Raw genomic sequence first — 256 nt, 5'->3', positions numbered from 1 at the left:
GACCACACCAGGGTGCCCAAAAATCCACTAATACCGGTATTTTAGAATTTAAAACTTTGTTTACAAATTCCTCTTTTGAATTTATATAAATTAAATTTTCACTCATATATATTAATATCCTCCATTTATAGCAACAAAATATTAAATATAAATATTAAAAAAATAAACAGTAAGAGTTTACCATTATTTCAATTTATTTACAACAAATTAGGATTTTATTATACTAAAATTTCTTCCGAAAATAATAACTCGGTAT

Annotated in this window: 1 protein-coding gene; it reads right to left on the bottom strand. The window is 22.7% G+C overall.

Features of this window, described 5'->3' with window-relative positions:
• A partial coding sequence (locus tag FQ668_RS27790; RefSeq protein WP_144180822.1) for a co-chaperone YbbN occupies positions 1 to 106 on the bottom strand: 106 nt, incomplete at its 3' end.
• Positions 107 to 256 lie beyond the last annotated feature (150 nt).

Origin of the sequence: Pseudomonas sp. Kh14, assembly GCF_900291005.1 — a bacterium.
Classification (GTDB): domain Bacteria; phylum Pseudomonadota; class Gammaproteobacteria; order Pseudomonadales; family Pseudomonadaceae; genus Aquipseudomonas; species Aquipseudomonas alloputida.
The sequence above is the reverse complement of the archived record's forward strand: the minus strand, read 5'-3'. Positions and strand labels throughout refer to the sequence as shown.